Below are 22,632 nucleotides of genomic sequence, written 5' to 3'. Positions count from 1 at the left end.
CGACAGAAGACCAATCGGTTGAGATCAGGAAATAAGTCCGTAGCGGAATGCCAGAGCGATGGCATGTTGGCGATTGCGGGCATGGAGCTTCCGCTGAATGCCGTTGATATACCAGTCGACCGTATGACTGGAGATTGACAGCTCTTTGCCCATTTCTGGGGACGTCATGCCCTTTGACAGCAAAATCAGAATATCCATCTCTCTCTGGGTGAGACGAATTTCCGGTGGCAGCGGCATGTCCAGCTTTGCAGCATCGTCCTGTGAGAGTTCCAGAAGGCGCCAGAAGGTGGCGCGGGCAGCGGCATCAAAAAGTGCCAATTCCGAAGGCGCCATGTCGCCCGGTTCGCCTGCAATCCAGACGCTGCCCAACAAGCCGCCACGGCCGTGGATCGGGAAGACATATCCGTCGGTCATGCCGTAACGGGCACTATCTTGAAACAATCTGGCAATACGCTTGCGATATGCGGTTGGCTTGAACGGGCCAACGCTATTCTGCCATCTGAACGGACGATGGGAAGAGGCCAGCATTTTGCGTGTCGGATCGATCAGCGGGTATTTGCGGCTGTGATAATAATCGCGCCAGCCCTCCGGCAATTTTTCGCCGAGAGGAGTGCCAAGATCGTCCACATCGTCCTGCGAACGCTTGAAAAATATGAAAAACTTGAAGTTATACTGTTCCAGAAGGCGTCCGAAACCAGTCAGAAGTTCTTCTCTCGTGTCGGCTTCCGAGCAGATGAAAAGAAACTCATTTATATGACGCATGACGATGCACGTCCCGAAATTGGCATAAATCCTAAATAACTATGGACCCGAACCGTTTTTTGGTGACGTCATGTTACGCAGGTTAGACCGCGGTCAGGTTTCACCCCATTTGGTTATCAATACCTAAAACACAACGGCTAAATCTTGCCATGCTCTCCAGGAAATACAAACCATTGAACCATCAAATGCTATGAGTTGTGCGGTTTATTTGATAGTTCAGCACAGGGACTTTTTTTGAACTTCGCGTGCGATTTGCGCGTGCACCCGAAGGCGAAAAATGAATACCGGAGTTTGAAGCCGGCTTCATGAGGATTGGATACGAAATTGACACTGTTTCAGGTTTACGCAAGAGCCCTTCGTTATCTCGCAGAAAACCGTTTGCGCGTCGGGATCGTTGTGATCGCCAACGTCATCTTGGCGGCAATCAGCATTGCCGAGCCTATTCTGTTCGGTCGCATTATTGATGCGATTTCGAGCGGCAGTGATGCAACCGGCATCCTGATGATCTGGGCGGCCTTCGGTGTTTTCAACACCATTGCCTATGTGCTTGTGGCGCGTGAGGCCGACCGGCTGGCGCACGGACGGCGCGCTACCCTGCTGACAGAAGCCTTCGGGCGCATCATTTCCATGCCGCTTTCCTGGCACCAGCAACGTGGTACCTCCAATGCGCTGCACACGCTTCTGCGCGCCAGTGAAACCCTGTTTGGTCTGTGGCTGGAATTCATGCGCACGCACCTGGCAACAGCTGTCGCTCTGCTGCTGCTTATCCCGACAGCCATTTCCATGGATCTGCGTCTCAGCTTCGTGCTGATTGCGCTGGGTGTGGTTTACTGGATCATCGGCAGAATGGTCATGCAGCGGACCAAGAATGGTCAGGCTGCTGTGGAAAAACACTACCACACGGTTTTTTCGCATGTCAGCGATTCGATCAGCAACGTCTCCGTGCTGCACAGCTATAACCGGATTGAAGCAGAGACAAAGGCGCTGAAGGGCTTTACCGAGCGCCTGTTGAGCGCACAGTATCCTGTTCTAGACTGGTGGGCGCTGGCTAGTGCGTTGAACCGCACGGCATCCACCGTATCGATGATGATCATTCTGATTATCGGCACACTTCTGGTTCGCAGCGGCGAACTGCGCGTTGGCGATGTCATTGCCTTTATCGGTTTTGCCAACCTGCTGATTGGTCGTCTTGATCAAATGCGTGCCTTTGCGACACAGATTTTCGAAGCCCGCTCCAAGCTCGAAGACTTCTTCACGCTGGAAGACAGCGTGAAGGACCGTGAAGAACCACTGGATGCCAAGGATCTTGGCCATGCGGCAGGCACGGTGGAATTCCGCGATGTGTCCTTTGATTTTGTCAATACCACGCAGGGCGTTCGCAACGTCTCATTTATTGCGCAAGCGGGGCAGACAATTGCTATTGTTGGGCCGACCGGTGCCGGTAAAACTACGCTCATCAACCTGTTGCAGCGTGTGTATGATCCCGGCCAGGGCAAAATCCTCATCGATAATATCGACATCTCGACGGTGACGCGCAAATCCTTGCGCAACAACATTGCCACTGTGTTCCAGGATGCCGGTCTTCTCAACCGCAGTATCCGTGACAATATTGGACTTGGCCGCATGGATGCAACGGATGCCGAGATTGCTGAAGCTGCGACAGCGGCTGCGGCGACCGATTTTATCGTTGGTCGTTTGGAGGGATATGACACCCATGTTGGTGAGCGCGGTAACCGTCTGTCGGGTGGTGAACGCCAACGTGTTGCGATCGCACGTGCCATCTTGAAGAATGCGCCTATTCTGGTTCTTGACGAGGCGACCAGTGCGCTTGACGTTGAAACAGAAGCGCGCGTCAAGGCGGCGGTCGATACTCTGCGCAAGAACCGCACCACCTTCATTATTGCCCACCGTCTTTCGACCGTGCGGGACGCTGACCTCGTGCTGTTCCTAGATCACGGACGCATCATTGAAATGGGTACGTTTGATGAGCTGAGTGCCCGTGACGGCCGCTTTGCATCGCTTCTGCGCACCAGTGGCATCCTGGCGGAAGAGGGCAATCGCCAAACGGCTCCTGCCTTGACCTGATGGGTTGAACCTCAGTCATCTGTCGATTGTCATTAATCTGAAAACCTCCGTTTGCGAACGGAGGTTTTTTTGTGCCGTCCATCATAGGCTGTCTGGTCGGCCAGAACCTCCGTATTGCTGGCTGGTATTGAGCGCCCCTCATTTGAAATACGCAGACTGCAGACAAAAAAGAACCGCCACCCTTGCAGGTGGCGGTTATCGTCTGAGGTTCGTCCTCATCCCGAACCGGTGTCGGTTCGGAGAAGAGACTTAGCCGAGCTTGATTGTACGCTTTGCGGCGTCCAGTGGCTTGCCATCCACCGAGACAGTCACAGTATCGCCGGAGCGCTTAACCGTGATTTTGCGGACCTTGCCATCGACGTTGATGTCGGCAGAGAAGCCATCCCATTCCTGCGGAATAGCAGGATTGATGTGAAGCTCGCCATTTTCACGTTTCAGGCCAAGAATGCTCTCGACGGCTGCGCGGTAGAGCCAACCGGCAGAGCCAGTGTACCAGCTCCAGCCACCACGACCGGCAAGAGCGCCTTCGCCGTACACGTCAGCTGCTACGACATAAGGCTCAACGCGATAGTGTTCCGCCGAGGTGGCATCGGTCGCATGGTTGACCGGATTCAGCAGCGAGAAGCATTTCCATGCATCCTGCGTGCGACCAAGTTTGGCCAGCGCCATCACAACCCAGGTGGCTGCGTGGGTGTACTGGCCACCATTCTCACGCACACCGGCCGGATAGGCCTTGATATAACCGGGATCCTGATCGGTTTTGGAAAGCGGTGGTGTGAACAGGCGAATGATGCCTTTTTCACTATCCACCAGCTGCTCAAGCACGGCATTCATGGCTTGCTGCGAACGGGCATCTTCACCTTCACCGGACAGAACACTCCAGCTCTGTCCAAGAGAATCGATACGGCATTCGTCGCTTTCAGAGGAGCCGAGTGGCGTACCGTCGTCGTAATATCCACGACGGTAGTAGCTACCGTCCCAACCGGCTGTTTCGAGTGCTGAACGCAGTCGATCGCGATGGATTTTCCACGCTTTGGCGCGTTTATGGTCGCCGCGCTGTTCGGCAACACCGATGAAGTCACGCAACGTACCGGCCAGGAACCAGCCAAGCCACACGCTGGTGCCGCGTCCGCTGGTGCCAACACGGTTCATGCCATCGTTCCAGTCGCCGCCCAAAATGAGTGGCAGACCGTTTTCGCCGGTGCGGGCAATTGCCAGATCAAGCGCCAGCGCCGCGTGTTCATAGAGGCTTACCGTTTCGCTCGAAACTTCAGGCTCAAAGAATGCGTCGTGCTGACCCGGCAGAAGCTGCTGGCCTTTCAGGAACGGGATCTGTTCCTCAAGGATAGCGGTGTCGGCCGTTGCCGCCAGATACTGATTGATGGCGAAGCCAAGCCAGACAACGTCGTCCGAGATCAGTGTCCGTACACCCGCGCCGCTGTTTGGCAGCCACCAGTGTTGAACGTCGCCTTCCGCGAACTGGCGGCCAGCTGCACGAATGATCTGGCCTCTGGCCAGTTCCGGCTGCTGGATGAGGAAGGCAAGTGTATCCTGCAGCTGGTCACGGAAACCAAATGCGCCGCTCGACTGGTAAAAGGCGGTGCGTGCCATCATACGGCAAGACAGGGCCTGATAGGGCAGCCAGCGATTGACCATGTGGTTAAACGCCTTGTCTGGCGTTTCAACCTGCAGGCGGCCGGTAAAGTCATTCCAGAAATCGCGGTTTGCTTTGACGGTTGCGTCAAAATCCGTCGCGCGAATATCTTTTACCAGTGCCTTGGCAGCGTCAGCACTGTCGGCGTCGCCAAGATAGAACAGGACACTCTTTTCTTCGCCCGGCGCCAGTGTCAGATCCTGGCTCAGTGCTGCGCACGGATCACCGTCCTGCTCGATGCTGCCTGACAGGCTTGCACCTGTTGCCGCACTCTTTGGTTTGACAACACTGCCATGGCGACCGATGAACTCGCGTCTGCTGGTCGAGTAGCCGGCTTTGCTGCTGTCTGACGCAAAGACGGCGAAGTTGCCGCTATAGTCAATGCTGTAGGCATTGGTTGCAAGCAGTGCGCCGGTTTCTTCGTCATGCGAACTGAGGATGAACGGTGCGGTTTTCTGGCGATTATTGCCAAGCACCCATTCCACATAACCATAGGTCCGCAGGCGGCGAGTTTCGCCGCCGGTGTTCTTGATGGTCAAACGTGACAGCTTGACCGGATGATTGCGGTCTACCGTCTGCGTCAGGCCAAGCGCCAGACCATTGTCTTCAACCGTGAAGCTTGAAACGCCAAAGCCGTGGCGGGCTTCAAAGACAAGCTCCGGATTACGTGACAGCGTGGCGAGCGGGCTGTGCAGTTTGCCACTGTCCAGATCAGTCACATAAAATGCTTCGCCCGGACGGTTGCTGACCGGATCATTCGACCATGGTGTCAGCTGATAGTCGCGCGAATTGCGACTCCAGCTAAATCCTGCGCCTTCTGCTGAAATGTGGAAACCGAAGTTTTCATTGGAGATCACATTGATCCACGGCTGCGGCGTCGACTGACCGCCGCGCAGACGCACGATGTATTCGTCACCAACCTTGTTGAAGCCGCCAAAGCCGTTCCAGAAATCCAGATCGCCCTTGTCGTCCACGGCTTGGGCTGCCGGGAACTGCTCGGCGGGCAGTGGAACAATGCTGTCGCTGCCATCCGGTGTGCGGTGCGCTGCAAATAGCGACACTGCACGGTTGACCTGATCGACAATCTTGCCATTGCGGGCGTGCAGGACGACGCGCGACGCAGCCAGCAAGGCTGCCCATGTTTCCTCATCCGTCAAATCCTTGCGGACGGAGAAGACATGCGGTTTGCCGCCATCTGCCGGGTTGATACGGCGCTGTCCTTCGGAAATGACATCCAGCGCGTGCTGCATGTCCTGCGCGTAAGAGGTGGCGCGTTCATTAACGATTACCAGATCGAACAGTACACCGCGCGAACGTAGATATTCATGGGCACTGAGCGCCTCACGCGCAATTTCCATGTCCATGTCGTCATTGATGCGCAGGCTGAAGATCGGATAATCGCCCGAAATGGACAATGGCCAGAGCTTGCGTTGTGATGCGAGCGTGTTTTGGACAGTCGCCGCATCGATGCGCATGTGCATGTCCGGATAGACCAGATAACGGCCGAGATGCTGGAAAGCGGCAGCCTGCTGCGAGGTAACGCCAACGTGGCGCATCTGCACCTGGGTTCTTGTCCAGGCATGAACAAGCTCGTGGGCAAACGCATCCGGGTGACGGTAGCGGTCAATCGCCTTATCGACTTCTTCGCGGCTTGGTCCAGCAATCGTCCAGAAGATGATGCTGACTTTCTTGCCGGCCGGAACGCGGACAACACGGCGCAGAGACAGGATTGGATCGAGCGTAACGCCGTCCGAACCTGAAAGGCTTGCGCCGGAATCAAAGGCTGCTGCTTCCGCAAGCGTGCGGCCGCGGCCGATGAAGCGTCTGCGATCGGTTTCGAATTCTGTCGGACGCGATGTACCGGTGGTGTCGGCTGTCAGGTGCGCGATAACGGTGCCCGGTTCATTCGGGGTGCGTTTATTTCGCCATGCCCGAATGACGTCGCCACGACGGCCGATTTCGGTTTGCAGGAACATGCGTGAGAAGACAGGGTGTGCGTTGTCATCGTCTTCTGCACCAATGACCGGCTCCATATAGGACGTCACTTCGATGTAACGGTCTTCCGAACCAACGTTCAGCAATGTTACACGACGCCCTTCGGCATCATGCTCGGTGGCGACAATGCATTCGACGGTGCTGGTCAGGTCGCCTGTGGTCTTATGGAACTCGGCCTTGTCATCGCTGAACACGACCTTTGTCTTTTCTCCCTCGGCTACTCTTGGTTCCGTGGTTGCGCTCCACCATTCACCTGTCGTCGTGTCGCGTAGGAAGATGAAGGTGCCCCAACGGTCTTCGGTCGGATCTGCTTTCCAGCGGGATATGCCAAGGCCGTTCCAGCGGGAGTAACCCGAACCGGTGGCGGTTAGCATGGTCGAATAGTGACCGTTAGACAGGAACACGACTTCGCGGTCCTTGATGGCCGGGTCTGTCACGGTGCGCACTTCCGAGCGCAACAGATCTGCCTGTTCCTTGCCGGGTGTTTCCGGCTCGTATTTGGCGCTCATGACCGGTATTTCGCGCGGTGCCTTTTCCTGCAACAGCAGTTCCGCGGCTTCGATAACCGGATCGGAATGGAAAAGTTCACGCAGACGGCCGTCGAACACCACGTTGGCAATGGCTGCAATCGACATGCCGTGGTGGTGGGCATAGTAGTTGTAAACCACGGCGCATGTCTTGCCATCCGGCACGCGGGTTGGCGTGAAGTCCACGGCGTCGTGGAAACCATATTGGCCAAGTGCGCCGAGTTTACGCAGCTTCTCGAGGTTTTCGAGGGCTGCTTCCGGATTGTACTGGCTGGCGAGGATCGACGCATAAGGTGCGATCACTGCGTTCTGGCCAAGGCCACGTTTGAGACCGAGGCTCGGCACACCAAAGTTAGTGTACTGGTAGTTCATCTGGTGGTCGCGGGCGTTAAAGGCCGCTTCAGAAATGCCCCACGGCGTGCCGAGGCGACGACCGTGGTTCATCTGTTCAACAACCACAAGATTGTTGGTCTGGTTGAGAATACCACCCTGACGCTCCTGCATGACCAGTGGCGGCATCAGATATTCGAACATGGAGCCGGACCATGATACCAGCGCACCCTGCGCACCAACCGGCACGACCTGGCGGCCAAGACGATACCAGTGTTCGGTTGGCAGATCGCCCTTGGCAATGGCGAAAAGGCTGGTCAGACGGCACTCGGATGCCAGAAGGTCGTAGCAGGCTTCGTCCAATTCCTTGCTATCTGCGCGGTAACCAATTGAAAGTAGACGACGATCCTTGCGATAAAGGAAGGTAAAGTCCATCGAGAAGGCGAGGGAGCGCGCGCGGTCACGCAGAGCGGCGAGTCGCTGACGCACCGGTTCAATATTGGTCAGGTCGAAAGCGCTGTCAGAGATATGTGCTTCACAGACATTGACCAGAAGTGCCGCCCAATGGGTGACTTCGGCGCTCTGTGTGGAATCGACCTCGTGATCAAGGTTGAAAGCGAGTTTCTGGATGTCACGTGCCAGCACAGCAAGATTGATGACGCGGATCGATGCAAACTCGTGTTCGCGCTTGACCGATGCTAAGGCATTGGCAAAGCCGGTGATGCGCTCTTCGAGACGACGGTGCAGCGGTCGCAGGTTCTTGCGATCGTCCGGCAGGGACTTGAGGCATTCCTGAAGAATACCGGCGACGTCGCCAATACCATCGAGGTTGCCCTGAAGGTGAGCGGATGGCGCTTCACACCATTCACGGCACGCAGACGACACCGCAATCAAATGACCCGCAAGGTTACCGCTGTCCACCGCCGAAATATAGTGCGGGCCAAGAGGCGCCAGCGTATCGGTGTGGTACCAGTTGAGCAGGTGGCCGCGGTATTTCTCCATGCTCTCGACGGTGGTGATGGTTTTTTCCATCCGGTCGATGGTGTCTGCAAAGCTGATCCAACCGAAATGGCGGGCCGAAATCACCGACAGCAGATAAACGCCGATATTGGTCGGAGACGTTCTCTCGGCAACAAGCGGCTGCGGTGTTTCCTGGAAGTTGTCCGGCGGCAGGTGGTTCTGCTCGGGCGTGACAAACTCTTCGTAATAACGCCATGTCCGACGCGCGATCTTGCGCAGTTCGTCAGAGACGTGATCGGCCACAAACAGACGGTCTTCGGTTTCAGCCGACTGGCTGACATACCAGGCGACGACTGGAGACAATACCCACAGCACAGCAAATGGAATCCCGACCAGGAAGGCATTGTCGCCTGGAAGTGCCGCAAACAGCAGACCCAAAAGCGCGATAACCGGTGCATGCCACATGGTGCGGTAATAGTCGGTAATACTGCCCTGCGCGCTGGATTGCACGCTTGCCGCCGTTTTCCATTCCAGCATCAGCTTGTGGCTGACAAACAGGCGGTAAAGCGAGCGACCAATCGCGTCGGTCATCATGCAGGCAGAATCAGCAATAAACACGATACGCAGAGCAACCTGCGCATTTGTGGCGCGAATTTCAGACCAAAGCGTGTGGAAATGCGCGCGTGGAATGATGTCGGTGCTTGGCGGAACAATGCCCGAAAGAATGGACAGGGTCGGAGCCACAAACAGCGAAAAGATCAGCAGTATCTGCCAGATCAGCGCACCGAGCGGGTCCATGAAGTACCAGCCGAGAACAGATGCGAAGAACCATGCGATCGGCGTCAGCGAGCGACGGAGGTTGTCGATCATCTTCCAGCGGCCAATGGCTGTCACACCACGCTTGGCTTCGAGAATGTAAGGCAGCAGCTGCCAGTCGCCACGTGCCCAGCGATGCTGGCGCGATACTTCCACTTCGTAACGGGTCGGGAAATCTTCGACCAGCTCAACGTCGGTGATCAGGGCGCAGCGCGCAAACGAACCTTCAAGAAGGTCGTGGCTGAGAACGGCGTTTTCATCCACCTGACCCTTAAGGGCGGTTTCAAACGCGTCAATGTCGTAAAGGCCTTTGCCGGTAAAGGTGCCTTCGGCGGTCAAGTCCTGATAGACGTCCGACACGGTAAAGACGTAAGGGTCGATACCTCGGTTGATCGAATAGACGCGCTGGAACACCGACGCGTCTTTGCCCGTGGTCAGGGATGGCGTTACACGCGGCTGCAGAAGGCCGTAACCGTAGATGACACGTCCGGTTTCTGGATCGTGAACCGGGCGGTTGATCGGGTGGTGCATCTTGCCGACAAGCTTGGTAACTGCTTCACGCATCAGGCGTGTGTCGGCATCAAGCGTCATAACGTAACGGACATCGAGCGGTACATTTTCGAGACCTGCGATAAAGCTGGTGTCCTTGTCGCCGCGCAGAAGCAGATTCAGTTCGTGCAGTTTGCCGCGCTTGCGCTCCCAGCCCATCCACACGCCTTCGGACGGATTGTAGAGACGACGGCGGTGGAAAATGTGGAAACGCTGGCCGTCACTGTATGGGTAACGCGTATTGAGACGCGCTATTTCCTTGCGGGCATAATCCAGAACTTCCTGGTCGCCGGCCAATTCCTCGGTCTTGGCGTCACGCCAGTCGCTGATCAGCGCAAAGGAAATCGCGCCATGCGGATTGGCGAGGTAATGGACCTCGAGGTTACGCACGAGTTCATCGACGCTATCGCGGTTGGTAATCAGACAGGGAACCGCAACAAGCGTGCGGGCATCCTGCGGGATGCCTTCCTTGAACTCGTATCCGACAAGCCGGAACGGCTTGACGAACAGCGTGACCAACGTGTTGAACAGGCCCGTTGCACCTTCGGATGCAGGCAGAGAAAACATCAGCAGGAAGGCAAGAATGACGTACCATTCCATGCCGGCGCGACCCAGCAGCCAACCGGCTACGGTCATGGCAAGCACTGTCAGCAGAACAACTGGAACCGCAACTGCCATCCAATGGAATTTGCGCACCGAACGAACGACATGCTGGGCAATCAGCGGGCGATAGCCAATCGCTTCCTCCAACTCCTTGCGGCGGCGTCCGACCAGGAATGTGCCGACGTTAGGAACATGCGGATGGTGTTCATTGGCCTGTTCTGCTGCGGTGACCATGTCGACCGCCAGCTGTGCCACTTCCACTTCTGTCTTGCCGGAACGGCGCGCCAGCAGCTCGATCGTGTTGCGGTAGGTGTTGCGCGAACCGAAATCCAGAACACTGTAATCGGTGTGCTCACGCAGCACCTTGTCAATATGGCTGACCTCTTCAAACCATACAGACCATTCGGTATCGTCGATTTCACGCAGGCTCTTGACGATGTTGCCCATCGTCACGTTGCCAGAGGCGAGGCGGTTATGCTCCGCCATCATCACTTCTTCGGCGTCTGTACCGGCGCTGATCAGGCGCTCTTCCAGCCAGGAAACGGCGAAACCTGAGCTCTGCGATCCGTTGCGCAGGCGATACAGGAACTGGGTCGCGAAGGTGCGATCTTCAGCGAAACTGTCGATGCGTTTGAGAACCTCGACGGATGCTTCCGGGTCATTCAGGCGAATGATCTCGTCGGCAACCTCATTGGCCTTCTGGCGCATACGACGCGAGCGGTCGACGCGAAACGCGATGCGGCGCAGGTTTTCGATAAGCACAAAACGCAGGATGGACGGAAGCGCCCACAGCTCGCCGATCTGCAGGGTATTTGTGGTCTGGTAACCTTCAACCAGTGCCGTCAGGCTTTCACGGGAAACCGTGCTGTGCGTGTGGGCAACATAAAGCCATGCCAGCGCCATGACGCGCGGGATAGTGACATCACCGATTTGCATGGTTGGAAGCTGGCGATAGAAGCGTCGCGGGAAATCGCGCCGAACTTCCTGAATGGCTTCCTCGATGACGTAGTGATTGTCCAACAGCCATTCGGCGGCTGGCGTGATCGTTGCGCCATTTTCCACATCGGCCGCTGTTGCGCGATAGACGCGTAAAATCTCCTTTTCATTCTCCCGGTGGCGGGCGAAGAAATCGAAGCTCATGAACCCAGGGAGGTCACTTGCACCGTCCCGCGACAGAGAGGCGCCATATGCATTCAGCTCCTCCATAGCAAGATAGTCAGAGCGGATCGAATCGTTGTGATCGATCTGCTTGCTCTCGGCTTCACGGGCGGCGGCTTTCGGCGTGATATGGAAGGACATCGGCTCGTAATTCTGTGTGATGAAAGATTTAATTGTTTACCCGCTTCGCAACACCAAAAAGGACTTTCGGCGTTGCTTGGGCAGGCCAGTCTATAGTCTGAACGAAAATATGGATTTTTTGTTCAGACAGTCATTAATTCACTACAACTCTGCTTTCCCATGATAGTGGCATTTTTGGGTCGCAGTGTCGGAAATCGTTGAATATCAGTCGTTTGAGGCAAGCGCATTCTTCAGGACAAACTGCCCCAGCAATCGCGTGCGATCTGGCGAACTCCCCCCAAGCCAACATGGTTTTCCGGTTTTACCTTCGTGATCATCATTTCACTCGTAAGGGCGTTTAACCGCCTGTAGCAAAAGACCAAACCGGACCATTTACAGTTCCATGCCACCTGTTGCGTTTGGATGCAAGAGTTGAATCATTTCAATGGCCTTGGCCCCTTTGCGCGACAAAACGTAGTCGGGGCCGCAAAGTCATTTTTGCCCCGCTGCTTTGGTGAAATTCACGGATCATGTGGAGGCCTTACAAGCCTGTCCGGATGCTGCTAAAGCTTCATCTTTCAGTGTGTTGGATCTCGATTGTCCAAGCACATGTTCATAAGACTGAATATACCGGAAGCTGATCATGACGCGCCAATTCTCCGTTTCGCAAAAATTTGCAAACCACATGCCCGACGTGGTTGCCACGCGACAGCATTTGCACCGGTTTCCTGAAATCGGGCTTTCGGAATTCAAGACCTCGGATTTTGTCGCGGAACAGCTGGTGGCTCTGGGCTATGAGGTGACGCGCGGTCTGGCCGGTACAGGTGTTGTCGCCACTCTTCGCAATGGCAGTTCCACGCGTTCTGTCGGTATCCGGGCGGATATTGACGCGCTGCCGATTCACGAGGAAACCGGTGCCGCGTATAAGAGCGAGCATCCCGGCGTGATGCATGCCTGCGGACACGATGGTCATACGGCAATGTTGCTGGGCGCAGCCAAGATCATTGCCGAGCGCCGGAATTTCGACGGCGTCGTGCACCTGATTTTCCAGCCCGCCGAGGAAAATTTCGGTGGGGCCCGCATCATGATTGAGGACGGCCTGTTCGAAAAATTCCCCTGTGATGCGGTATTTGGCCTGCACAATGATCCCGGCCAGCCTTTTGGCAAGTTTATCCTCCGTGACGGACCGCTGCTGGCGGCCGTCGATGAATGCACCATCACCGTAAAGGGTTATGGAGGGCATGGAGCCGAGCCCCAGGATGCTTCAGATCCGATCGTGGCGGGTGCAAGCATCATCATGGCGTTACAGACCATCGTGTCGCGCAACATTCACCCGCAGCTGTCGGCCGTCGTGACGGTTGGGGCGTTCCATGCCGGTGTTGCCAGTAACGTCATTCCCGAGACATCGCAGATGTCGCTGACCATTCGTTCCTTCGATCCCGGAGTGCGTGATGAGCTGGAAAAGCGCATTCGTCTGATTGCAGAAGGACAGGCCGCAAGCTACGGCATGAGTGTCGATATCGACTATCAGCGTGGTTATAACGCCACCATTAATCATAAGGTTGAAACGGATTACATATTTGATCTCGCTCGACGTTTTGCGGGCGATGACAATGTAGCAGAGATGTCGCGCCCCTCCATGGGGGCTGAAGATTTTGCCTATATGCTGGAAAAGCGACCCGGTGCCTATTTCTTCCTGGGCAGTGCACGCACGGAAAACGATCCGCCGCTTCACCATCCCAAATATGACTTCAATGATGACATTCTGCCGATCGGCACGGCGTTCTGGGCAGAACTGGTCGAGGATTACCTCAAGGCGTGAAAGCGATCTCACGGACAATAAAAAGGCCAGTTTAACAACCGGCCTTTTTCTTAAAATATGGGAGGATTTTAAAAAAACTATTAGGCAAACAGTCCGCAGACCACAGCTGCGACAAACAGGAAGCTTGCGCCGACAAGTGCACTGTTGAGCGTGCTGCTCCAAGTGCTGCGGGGCGTAGACGATGTCGAAAAAGTTTTGACTTTCTCTGCCTTCATATAGGTCATCGCGGTTTCCTCCATTGTGGCTTTGCCCACTGTTAACAAAGATTAATCTTATCTCTACCAATTGTGTAGAGATAAATTTTCAACCATGCGGCCCCTTCGGAAAAATACTGATGTTTTTGGCCTTGATCGAGCAAAGCCTGTCCTCATCTCCGCATAGAGAACGCCGTTTGGCCCGGTCAGTTCCGTCGCCGGGCTCATTTGGCATAAAGATTAAGACTGCCCGATCCTTCAGGCGTATCTGGAAAGTGCGTCGCGCATGACATCCGGCTCGACATTGCCGCCTGACGCAACAACAATAACCTCGTCACCAGAAATCGCATTACCATGGAAAAGTGCGGCGGCAAGTGCCACGGAACCACCGGGTTCCAGTGCGATTTTCAGCCGCGTGAATGCCAGTACCACGGCCTTCAGAGCTTCTACCTCGGTAACGACAATGCCCTCACCACACAGGGATTTCATGATTGGAAAAGTGATGTTTCCCGGTTGCGGTGTGATGATGGCATCGCAGAGTGACCCGGCCAATCTGGCATTTCTTTCGATCTGACCGCTTTTCAGAGAGCGGGTCGTGTCATCGAAGTCTTCGGGTTCGCAGGGGCGGGCGGTCAGGCCCGGTGCCTTGGCCTCCAATGCAAGTGCGATGCCGGAGGTCAGGCCACCGCCACCGCAAGGGATCAGGACGTCAGCTTTTTGAATGCCCAGTTCTGCCGCCTGTTCTGCGATTTCCAGACCAACCGTACCCTGTCCCGCAATGACCTGAGGTTCATCGAAGGGTTTGATCAGCGTCAGTTGGCGCTCGCTGGCCAGACGGGCGCCCAGTGCATCACGATCGTCCTTGGCACGGTCAAACAGCACCACTTCGGCGCCAAAGGCTCTGGTATTGTCTATTTTGATCTTCGGAGCGTCTGCCGGCATGATGATGACGGAGGGGACGCCATGCAGCGCTGCGGCATGAGCAACGCCCTGCGCGTGATTACCAGAGGAAAAGGCAATAACGCCGCGACTTCGAACATCTGGATCCAATGCTGAAACGGCGGACCATCCTCCGCGGAATTTGAAAGAGCCGGTTCGCTGCAAGCACTCAGCTTTCACAAGGATTTTTCGCCCGGCAATCTCATCCAGAAAGGGAGAGGACAGCAATGGTGTGCGGCGCGCCTGATCGCCAATACGCTGACGTGCGGCTTCAATCATTGCAATACTGGTCATGCGGGATATCCTTTCAGGCGGGGATGGGGCACGGGGTAGGTCGGCAAAACCATAAGACGGTTTTGCGGCCAGTCAAACCGCAAAAGGATGACGCGTTTCAGGTGGCCAAACGAAAATCCCCGGCGCTTGGCCGGGGATCGTCTTGTCTCATAATTCGTTGGCGGATCAGGCCAGAGTGTAAGCTGTCTTCACAGTGGTGAAGAATTCCGAAGCGTACTTGCCCTGTTCGCGAGGACCAAAGGACGATGCCTTGCGTCCACCGAACGGAACGTGGAAGTCCACGCCTGCGGTTGGCAGGTTGACCATGACCATGCCAGCTTCAGCATTGCGCTTGAAGTGGGTGGCGTGCTTTAGGCTGGTGGTGGCGATACCGGATGCCAAACCAAACGGCGTGTCGTTGGCAACAGCCAGCGCTTCGTCGTAGTTCTTGACGCGGATAACAGCAGCAACCGGTCCGAAGATTTCTTCCTGCGAAATACGCATGTCGTTGGTCGCTTCGGTGAACAGAGCAGGCTGCAGGAAGAAGCCGGGGGTGTCGCGCTTGAGCACTTCGCCACCGAAGGCCAGCTTCGCGCCTTCCTTCTTGCCGATTTCAATGTAATCGGTGTCCTGCTTGAGCTGCTTTTCATCAACAACCGGACCAACATGGGTGTCCTTGTCGAGCGCGTTGCCAACGTTGATCTTGGCAAGACGTTCGGTCAGGGCGGCCACGAACTTGTCGTGGATGCCTTCGGTCACGATGATGCGCGAAGATGCCGTGCAACGCTGGCCGGTGGAGTAGAAGCCGGAGTTTGCAGCAGCTTCGACGGCAACGCCGAGATCAGCGTCGTCGAGAACGACGAACGGGTTCTTGCCACCCATTTCAAGCTGGAATTTACGGTTGAACGGCAGTGAAGACGCTGCAACGCGCTGGCCAGTGCCTGTCGAACCGGTGAAGGTGATGCCGGCAAGGTCCTTGCTGTCAAGCATGGCCTGACCAACGACCGAGCCACGGCCCATAACGAGGTTCAGAACGCCCTTTGGCAGGCCTGCGCGGTGCAGGATGTCAACGATGGCCCATGCGCAACCTGGAACCAGGTCGGCAGGCTTGAAGACGATGGTGTTGCCGTAGCACAGTGCAGGTGCGATCTTCCACGCTGGAATAGCGATCGGGAAGTTCCATGGCGTGATGATGCCGATAACGCCGAGCGGTTCGCGGGTGATTTCAACACCGATGTTCGGACGGGCAGACGGCAGAACCTCACCGGCCAGACGCAGTGCTTCGCCAGCAAAGAAATCAAAGATCTGCGCAGCGCGGATGGTTTCGCCGATACCTTCAGCCAGAACCTTGCCTTCTTCACGGGCCAGAAGCGCGCCGAGTTCTTCCTTGCGAGCAAGGATTTCGTCCGCAGTCTTCTTCAGAATGCTGTGACGCTCCAGAATGCCGGAACGCGACCATGCAGGGAATGCTGCCTTTGCCGCTGCGATAGCAGACTGGGCATCTTCAGAAGAAGCCTGCGCGTAAAGGCCAACAACTTCGTTGGTGTCAGATGGATTGATGTTCTGCGAACTGTTGGTTCCAGTCCACTCACCGGCAATAAGATTTTGATAGATGGTCATTTAAAAACATGCTCCCTGTTCATGCTCGGACCTTGCGGTCAATGATTGTGCCGCGGCATTTTCTCGGCAATCCGACGAAAATCTGCTGCACCTTCCAGAATTGCACCATCCGAAAGCTGGGTAACCGACTTTCGATAGATGCGCTGCCACGGCGTGGCATCTGCCGGAACCGGAGGGATACCATCAGCCTTGCGGCGGGCAATCTCCTCGTCCGGGACGAGCATATTGCATTCTCCGTGGTTAAAGTCGATGCGGATAATGTCTCCGGAACGCAACCAGGCCAATCCGCCACCTGCCGCACTTTCAGGTGATGCGTTGAGAATGGAAGGGCTGTCGGCGGTGCCGGACTGACGTCCGTCGCCAATGGTCGGCAGGCTGGTGATACCCTGCTTCAACAGTGCATCCGGTGGCTGCATGTTGACCACCTCGGCGGAACCCGGCCAGCCGAGCGGACCAGCGCCACGAATAACCAGAATGGTGCGCTCATCGATATCCAGCGAAGGATCGTTGATGCGGGCATGATAGTCTTCAGAGCCGTCGAATACCACGCATTTTCCTTGGAAAACCCCTTCATTGCCCGGCTCGCTCAGATAACGCTGGCGGAACTCGTCGGAGATAACGCTGGTTTTCATGATGGCGAAATTGAACAGATTACCCTTGAGAACAAGGAAACCCGCACGCTCTTTCAATGGCGCATCATAGGGCAGAATAACGTCACGGTCGGTTGCTTCGCGACCTGACAGGTTTTCCGCCATCGTCTTGCCGGTAACGGTGCGACAGTTGCCATCCAGTTTGCCGGCTTGCAGCAGTTCCCACATGATCGCCGGCGTGCCGCCTGCGCGGTGGTATTTTTCACCCAGCCATTTACCTGCTGGCTGTACATTGGCCAGCAATGGAATGTCGTAACCGTGAACCTGCCAGTCCTCTTCCTTCAACTCGACACCGGCATGCTGCGCCATAGCAGCAAGGTGCGGCTGTGCATTGGTGGAACCACCAATGGCGGAGTTGACGCGAACGGCATTGAGGAAGGATTCGCGGGTCAGGATGTCCGATGGCTTGATGTCTTCGATGACCAGTTCCACGGCGCGTCTGCCGGTACGGTAAGCCATCTGGCCCCGCTCGCGGTAGGCGGCAGGAATGGCGCCGCAGCCGGTCAACGACATGCCGAGCGCTTCAGCCATGGCGTTCATGGTCGATGCTGTACCCATGGTGTTGCAGTGGCCGACCGATGGTGCCGATTCGAGTGCTGCCTCGAGGAATTCTTCGCGGGTGATTTCACCTGCACCGTATTTGCGGCGCATACGCCAGATCACCGTGCCGGAGCCAACCAGATCACCGTCGTGATATCCGTCAAGCATTGGGCCGCCGGATAGAACAATGGCCGGAATGTCGACCGTGCTGGCTGCCATCAGCGCAGATGGCGTAGTCTTGTCGCAGCCGGTGGTCAGAACGACGCCGTCCAGCGGGTAACCGTAGAGAATTTCGACCAGACCAAGATAGGCAAGGTTACGGTCGAGGGCCGCTGTTGGGCGTTTGCAGTTTTCGAAGATCGGATGGGTGGGGAATTCGATTGGAATGCCACCGGCATCACGAATGCCGTCGCGCACGCGCTTGACCAGTTCGACATGGACGCGGTTGCATGGGGTTAGGTCGCTGCCGCTCTGGGCAATGCCGATGACCGGCTTGCCGGACCGCAGTTCTTCCGGCGTCACGCCGTAGTTCATGAATCGCTCGAGATAGAGCGCTGCCATGTCGATGTGATCGGGGTTGTCAAACCAGTCCTGCGAACGCAAGCGGCGTTTTCCGGTAATCTCTTGGGCCATGGCGCAGCTCAGTCCTTTTGACGGTTGTTCAGTTTTTCAAGGTGGATCAGCAGACCGCTATGATCGATATCGGCGCCGCCGTCATTAACGAAGTCGGCAAATTCCTGCCGAACCTGTGCCGTCAGCGGCAAATCAAGCGACAGTTGTTCCGCCATGGCCATGACGCCATTGAGGTCCTTGAGCTGGAATTTGGAAGGACCGCCGGGCACGAAATTACGTTTCACCATGCGCTCGCCATGCAGTTCCAGAATGCGGCTTTCGGCAAAACCGCCACGGATCGCATTGCGGAAACCTTCGCGGGATGCGCCACCAGCTTCCACCAGCATCATTGCTTCCGCCACAGCGCCAATCGTTACGGCAACAATCTGCTGGTTGGCGAGTTTGCAAAGTTGGCCTGCACCGGAAGGACCAACATAAGTCACGCGGCCCATGACAGCAAAAACATCTGCCAGGCTGGCAACGATTTTTTCGTCGCCGCCGGCCATGATGGCCAGCGTTCCAGCGGTCGCGCCGGGAACGCCACCGGATACCGGAGCGTCGACGTGAGCCAATCCGATCTCCGCGAGTTTGCCGGCATGTTCGCGGGCAATCGGTGGAGCGATCGAACTGCTGTCGATAATGACCGCGCCTTTTTTTAGAGCGTTGGCAACGCCCTTCTCAAACAGCACTTCACCCACGGCCTGGCCGTCGCTCAGCATGGTGATGACAATGTCCGCGCCCGTGGCAGCCTCTGCCGGGGAGGGAGCCAATACTGCACCGTGAGTGACAAGTGCCTCAGCCTTTTCAACGCTGCGGTTCCAGACACGCACGGTAAACCCGTTCTTCAACAGGTTGTGAGCCATCGGCCCGCCCATAAGGCCGGTGCCGATAAACGCGATTGTTGCTTTCCCTCCCGCGTTGCTCATCAGATGTTTCCACCGAGTTCGTCGTCGATATGGGCGCGAATGATCTCTTCGAAGGAGTTTTCAGCGGTGAAGCCGAGTTCGCGAGCGCGCTTTGCTTCAAAGCCGGGTGCCCAGCCATCGCACATGCGCATGATCATTTCGTTCGGTTCGCGACGGATGAGGCCAACAGCCTTTTCACCGGCAACCTTGCGCAGTGCTTCGATCTGTTCGCCAACGGTGGCGCTGAGGCCCGGCATAGAGATGTTGCGGCGTGGACCAACCTTTGCAACGTCGATAGTCGCGCCATGGATGAGGAAGCCGACGGCAGAGCGCGGCGAAGCGTGCCAGTGACGAACGCTTTCTGGAACTGGCAAGACTGCTTCCTGACCAACCAGTGGCTCGCGCAGGATGTTGGAGAAGAAACCCGATGCTGCGGCGTTTGGCTTGCCGGGACGAATGCAGATGGTTGGCAGACGAATGCCGATGCCTTCAAAGAAACCGCGACGGCTGTAATCGGACAGCAGAAGTTCGCAAATTGCCTTTTGGGTGCCGTAGCTTGTCAGCGGTGTTGTGTGGAACTCGTCGGGGATCGGATAAGGCAGTGGTGCGCCAAATACCGCAATCGAAGAGGTGAAGACGACGCGTGGCTTGTAGCCATCCTTGCCGTTGGCAATGCGAATGGCATCAAAGAGATACCGGGTGCCATCAAGGTTGATGCGGTAACCCTTGTCGAAGTCCAGCTCTGCTTCGCCCGACACGATGGCAGCGAGGTGGAAAATCACGTCAGGACGGCTTTCAACCAGCTTTTCAGCTTCTCCTGACGCCGAGAGATCGGCGGCGCGGGTCTCGACTGCGCCGTTGAAACCGGCTGGCTTCTCAGGCTGAATGACGTCGAGCAGAGTGAACTTTTCGATGGTCTTGCCATCCAGTGCGCCATCACGAACCAGGCGTTCAGTGAGTTTGCGGCCAACCATGCCTGCTGCGCCGATAATTGCAATATGCATTAATGCCTCCCTTTGCGTGTTCCAGCCTTAACCTAATCCCTGGCTTGAAACACTTTGATTGCTGTCTCGTGAGAAAATATCTTGTAGGGTTGTCTGATAACCTTATATGGTCGGTTTGAAAATAGTATTTTTCACGCGTCGCCAAAAACGACACGGCGATCGTTGCATCTGATGCGTGGGCAGGACAGTCATTATAGAGGGTATAAGATGGCCGATGCGGTTAGCGGGACTGAAAGCCTGCGCGAGAAGCTCAAGGCGGTGCTGGGCGAAGGTTTGCTTTTGACGGCGCAGGAAGACATGCAGCGTTATTGCAGCGATTGGCATGGCGACGTGAAAAGCTCTGCGGTTGCCGTGATCCGGCCCCGTTCCACGGAAGATGTATCGGCAGCCGTTCGCGCTTGTGCTGAGCTTGGTCTGGCAATTATCCCGCAGGGCGGGAATACAGGTCTGGTTCTCGGTGGCACGCCTGACGATCCTGCCCGCCAAGTCGTTATGAGCCTCGAACGTATGAATGCCATTCGCGCCATTGATGCGGATGATTTTTCGGCTGTCGTTGAAGCCGGCTGCATTCTGTCTGAATTCAAGGATGCCGTTGCTGAACAAGGCATGTTCTTCCCGCTGTCGCTAGGTGCGCAGGGCAGCTGCCGTATGGGCGGCAATGTCTCCACCAATGCCGGCGGTATCAACGTCCTGCGTTATGGTATGACACGCGAGTTGGTGCTTGGTCTTGAGGTTGTGCTGCCGGACGGAACGATCTGGAACGGCCTTTCGACGTTGCGCAAGGACAACCGTGGTGTTGACCTCAAGCAACTGTTCATCGGTGCGGAAGGTACGCTTGGCATTATCACTGCGGTTTCGGTCAAGCTTTATCCGAACCCGGAACATGTCGAGACAGCTCTTCTTGGCCTCAACTCGCTGGATGATGCCATCAAGCTTTACCGTCGTGCGCGCCGCGAATGTTGTGACCTGATGTCTGCCTTCGAGTTCATGCCACCTGTCGCCTTCACACTGGCAATCGAAGCTATTCCGGATCTCAAGATGCCGATCGCGGGCGACTATCCAGCCTACGTGCTGATGGAAATTTCCGGTTCCGGTCTTGTGGATACGGCTGACCTGATGGGCCGTTTCCTTGAAGGTGTGATGGAAGATGGTCTGGTGTTGGACGGCGTTATCGCGTCTTCGCGTGCACAGGCGCAGTCGCTATGGCTGTTCCGCGAAGGCATGAATGAAGGTCAGGCGCTGCGCGGTGCGCATATGCGTACTGATATCTCGGTGCCGCTTTCCAAGCTCGCTGAATTTGTCGCTGAGGCAGAGGCCGAACTGCAGGCAAAGCTGCCTGAATGCCTTGCCGTATCCTACGGCCATGTCGGAGACGGCAACGTTCACCTCAACGTTCTGCCGCCGGATGGCTCTAGCCGCGAAGAGCGTGATGCTTACATCTACAAGTCGAAGGTGCTGGTGAATGAGGTTCTCGACCGTTACGTCGGCAGCATCAGTGCCGAGCATGGCATCGGTCGCTTGAAGCGCAGCGATTTCGAGGCACGTCTGCCTGAAGTTCAGCGGAATATGATCATGAACTTGAAAAAGGCGTTCGATCCGGAGTTTCGAATGAATCCCGGTTGCCAGATTACCCTGCAAGCGGATAGCTAATGCTCGGAGGAATTCGAGAGCGGCTCTTACGGGTCGCTCTCGAGCAAATATGACGGCAGGCTAGGCTTGCCTTTCCGTTCAATCGTCGCCCCCGCAAAGGGGGCGAAGCTGTAAGGGCTGGGAGGCCGCATGTCGCTCGAATTCAACCAGATTCATCGCAATGAACATTTGCCCGGCAGAATTGCCGCCGAAATCACGCGCGAGATTACCGAATCAAAATTGGGGCCGGGCGACAGATTGCCGACTGAGCATATTCTGGCGAAGACATTTGGTGTCAGCCGTTCAGTGATCCGCGAAGCAATTGCACAGCTGCGTAATGAAGGTTTTGTCGAGACCCGCCAGGGTGTCGGTGCCTTCGTGACCGATCCACGGCAAAGGCTTTCGGTGCGCATTGAGCAATCTGCGCTTAATGATCCGGAAAACTTCCGTGATCTGATGCAGCTTCGCATGTCGCTAGAAATCGATGCGGCCGGACTTGCAGCCCTTCATCATAAGCCCGAACATCTGGAAAAATTCGACAAGGCTATCTACGGCATGCGCAATGCTATAGAGTGGTCGAAGGACGGCGTTGAAGCCGATCTCGACTTCCACCGCGCCATGGCCGAAGCGACGGGTAATGAATATTTTCTGATTTTTCTGGGCTTCATAGCCCAGCGTATCAGCCTGGCGATTAACACTGCATTTTCACGCGCCGTGTATGGAGAGATCCTTGAGGTCACCATCAATGAGCATGTGATTTTGCGTGAAGCTATTGCATCACGAGATGTCGTGATGGCGCGTGACGCGATGCGTAGACATATCATGGGTGCTGCCAAGCGGCTAAACATCGATCTCGACGTGTTCTGACAGTTGAATTTTTTCAAT

Annotated in this window: 12 protein-coding genes; 4 read left to right on the top strand and 8 right to left on the bottom strand. The window is 56.1% G+C overall.

Going from position 1 to position 22,632, the window contains the following annotated elements; all coding sequences use genetic code 11:
• Window positions 1–24: 24 nt before the first annotated feature.
• Window positions 25–762, bottom strand: a complete 738-nt coding sequence (locus tag ACZ5FM_RS16000) for a helix-turn-helix transcriptional regulator (protein WP_275643383.1) — start codon at window positions 760–762, stop codon at window positions 25–27.
• A 324-nt stretch (window positions 763–1,086) separates the two neighbouring features.
• Between ACZ5FM_RS16000 and ACZ5FM_RS15995 the strand changes: the two genes are divergently transcribed.
• Window positions 1,087–2,847: a glucan ABC transporter ATP-binding protein/ permease gene (locus tag ACZ5FM_RS15995; protein WP_259149021.1), complete on the top strand. Its 1,761-nt coding sequence runs from the start codon at window positions 1,087–1,089 to the stop codon at window positions 2,845–2,847.
• A gap of 249 nt (window positions 2,848–3,096) precedes the next feature.
• Here ACZ5FM_RS15995 and ACZ5FM_RS15990 read toward each other — a convergent pair whose 3' ends face one another.
• Window positions 3,097–11,580 carry a glycoside hydrolase family 94 protein gene (locus tag ACZ5FM_RS15990; RefSeq protein ID WP_464039207.1) on the bottom strand — a complete coding sequence of 2,828 codons (8,484 nt, stop codon included), beginning with the start codon at window positions 11,578–11,580 and terminating at the stop codon, window positions 3,097–3,099.
• A gap of 622 nt (window positions 11,581–12,202) precedes the next feature.
• On the opposite strand from ACZ5FM_RS15990, the gene ACZ5FM_RS15985 reads away from it, so the two are divergent.
• Window positions 12,203–13,381, top strand: coding sequence for a M20 aminoacylase family protein (locus ACZ5FM_RS15985; RefSeq protein ID WP_312947132.1), 1,179 nt, complete (start codon window positions 12,203–12,205; stop codon window positions 13,379–13,381).
• Window positions 13,382–13,461: 80 nt separating this feature from the next.
• Here the strand turns inward: ACZ5FM_RS15985 and ACZ5FM_RS15980 are convergent, their stop codons facing one another.
• The 6 genes from ACZ5FM_RS15980 to denD all read right to left on the bottom strand — a co-directional run bounded on the left by ACZ5FM_RS15980 (window position 13,462) and on the right by denD (window position 20,118).
• Window positions 13,462–13,605: a hypothetical protein gene (locus tag ACZ5FM_RS15980; protein WP_250984215.1), complete on the bottom strand. Its 144-nt coding sequence runs from the start codon at window positions 13,603–13,605 to the stop codon at window positions 13,462–13,464.
• A gap of 228 nt (window positions 13,606–13,833) precedes the next feature.
• Window positions 13,834–14,808, bottom strand: coding sequence for a threonine ammonia-lyase (locus ACZ5FM_RS15975; RefSeq protein WP_464039206.1), 975 nt, complete (start codon window positions 14,806–14,808; stop codon window positions 13,834–13,836).
• A 165-nt stretch (window positions 14,809–14,973) separates the two neighbouring features.
• Entirely contained in the window at window positions 14,974–16,407 is a 1,434-nt protein-coding gene (locus tag ACZ5FM_RS15970; protein WP_192490503.1) for an aldehyde dehydrogenase family protein, read from the bottom strand.
• Window positions 16,408–16,445: 38 nt separating this feature from the next.
• Window positions 16,446–18,230, bottom strand: coding sequence for an IlvD/Edd family dehydratase (locus ACZ5FM_RS15965; RefSeq protein WP_464039205.1), 1,785 nt, complete (start codon window positions 18,228–18,230; stop codon window positions 16,446–16,448).
• A gap of 8 nt (window positions 18,231–18,238) precedes the next feature.
• Window positions 18,239–19,135 (bottom strand): NAD(P)-dependent oxidoreductase, encoded by an 897-nt coding sequence (locus tag ACZ5FM_RS15960; protein ID WP_464039204.1) that lies wholly within the window; start codon window positions 19,133–19,135, stop codon window positions 18,239–18,241.
• Window positions 19,135–20,118, bottom strand: a complete 984-nt coding sequence (denD, locus tag ACZ5FM_RS15955) for a D-erythronate dehydrogenase (protein ID WP_192490500.1) — start codon at window positions 20,116–20,118, stop codon at window positions 19,135–19,137. Before denD ends, ACZ5FM_RS15960 begins: the two co-directional genes overlap by 1 nt.
• A 207-nt stretch (window positions 20,119–20,325) precedes the next feature.
• Here denD and ACZ5FM_RS15950 point away from each other — a divergent pair, with 207 nt between their 5' ends.
• Window positions 20,326–21,768, top strand: coding sequence for an FAD-binding oxidoreductase (locus ACZ5FM_RS15950; protein ID WP_250984219.1), 1,443 nt, complete (start codon window positions 20,326–20,328; stop codon window positions 21,766–21,768).
• A gap of 129 nt (window positions 21,769–21,897) precedes the next feature.
• Window positions 21,898–22,614 (top strand): FadR/GntR family transcriptional regulator, encoded by a 717-nt coding sequence (locus ACZ5FM_RS15945; protein WP_464039203.1) that lies wholly within the window; start codon window positions 21,898–21,900, stop codon window positions 22,612–22,614.
• The last annotated feature ends 18 nt before the right edge of the window (window positions 22,615–22,632 follow it).

The sequence above is a fragment of the Agrobacterium sp. 5Ca50 genome (genome assembly GCF_055381905.1).
This window is presented reverse-complemented; position numbering and strand designations above follow the sequence as displayed.